We start from the raw sequence: 1440 nt of genomic DNA, 5'->3' as shown, positions 1-1440 counted from the left end.
AATGTCAAAGAACAAAACGCCGGCGCTCCAGCAAACCCCTCTTTCAAGAGGCGCTCAGCACCAGGTTTTTTGCGACCCCAGCAAGCGCTCCGTTCGGTGCGCCGCTGCGGTGAACGGGTCTCTAGAGGCATCACCCAAACCCGTCAAACCCATTTTTCAAAAATGTTGCAATTTTCGCGTTAAGCTGCGGAAACCGGCGTGTTTTTTGCCGGGCCTTAGCTTGTTGAAAGGGCTCATCCGGCCGAATCGCCGCCTTCCGGGGTCACTTCCGAACCGTTTGTCCCCTTGCCTATCGGCTCTCCGCGCGTGATCTGCCTCTCATTCCCCGCGCACGAGTAAGGCGATCCATGACCCAGCCCGCTTCCGCATTGACGATCGTCCCGCCCAAGGCGCCCCTTGTCGGTCGCGTGGTGCTCCCCGGTTCCAAGTCGATCACCAATCGCATGCTGCTGATCGCGGCGCTGGCGTGCGGCACCAGCCGGCTCACCGGCGCGCTCAAGAGCGATGACACGAAACATATGGCGGCAGCGCTGCGCATGCTGGGGGTAAACGTCGAAGAACCCGACGCGACCAGCTTCGTGGTGACCGCTTCCGGCACCTTGCGCCCTTCTGCCGAGCCGCTGTTCCTGGGCAACGCGGGAACGGCGATGCGCTTCCTGACTGCCGCTGCCGCCACGATCCAGGGGACCACGATCCTGGATGGTGATTCCCATATGCGCAAACGGCCGATCGCGCCGCTGGTGGAGGCGCTGCGCCGCATGGGGGTCGCGGTCGACGCGCCGAGCGGATGCCCGCCAGTCCATGTAGAAGGAGCCGGGATCACGGACGGGCGGGTGATCGTCGACGCAGGGCTTTCCAGCCAATATGTCTCGGCACTGCTGATCGCAGCAGCCTGCGCAAAGGGCCCGGTCGAGGTCGTGCTGGCCGGGGGCGACATCGGCGCCCGCGGCTATATCGACCTGACGCTCGCTGCCATGGAGACCTTCGGGGGGCACGTCACCCCGCTGGGGCAGACAGGGTGGCAGGTCGCCGCCACAGGCTATCAGGCGGCAGACGCCATGGTAGAGCCGGACGCCTCGGCAGCCACGTACCTCTGGGCGGCAGAAGTCCTGACCGGGGGCCAGATCGACATCGGCCTGGCTCCGGATCGCTTCAGCCAACCCGACGCAAAGGCGCAGGCGCTGATCGCCTCCTTTCCCCAGATGCCGGGCGTGATCGACGGTTCGCAGATGCAGGATGCGATACCGACGCTCGCCGTGCTGGCCGCGTTCAATGCGCGGCCCGTGCGTTTCACGGGCATCGCCAACCTGCGCGTCAAGGAATGCGATCGCGTCCGCGCGCTTTCGACCGAGCTCAACCGCATCCGCAGCGGCCTCGCCGAGGAACAGGGGGACGACCTGCTGGTCCATGGCGATCCCGGACTTGCCGGTCAGACGCTGC

Annotated in this window: 2 protein-coding genes; both read left to right on the top strand. The window is 65.4% G+C overall.

Annotation, left to right across the window (positions count from 1 at the left end):
* The coding region (locus tag MHZ35_RS17785; protein ID WP_239436844.1) for a hypothetical protein at nucleotides 1–183 on the top strand (183 nt) is incomplete at its 5' end.
* Nucleotides 184–347: 164 nt separating this feature from the next.
* A partial coding sequence (locus MHZ35_RS17780) for a 3-phosphoshikimate 1-carboxyvinyltransferase (protein WP_239436843.1) occupies nucleotides 348–1440 on the top strand: 1093 nt, incomplete at its 3' end.

The organism is Sphingomonas sp. ACRSK, from assembly GCF_022346685.1.
Taxonomy (GTDB): domain Bacteria; phylum Pseudomonadota; class Alphaproteobacteria; order Sphingomonadales; family Sphingomonadaceae; genus Sphingomonas; species Sphingomonas molluscorum.
This window is presented reverse-complemented; position numbering and strand designations above follow the sequence as displayed.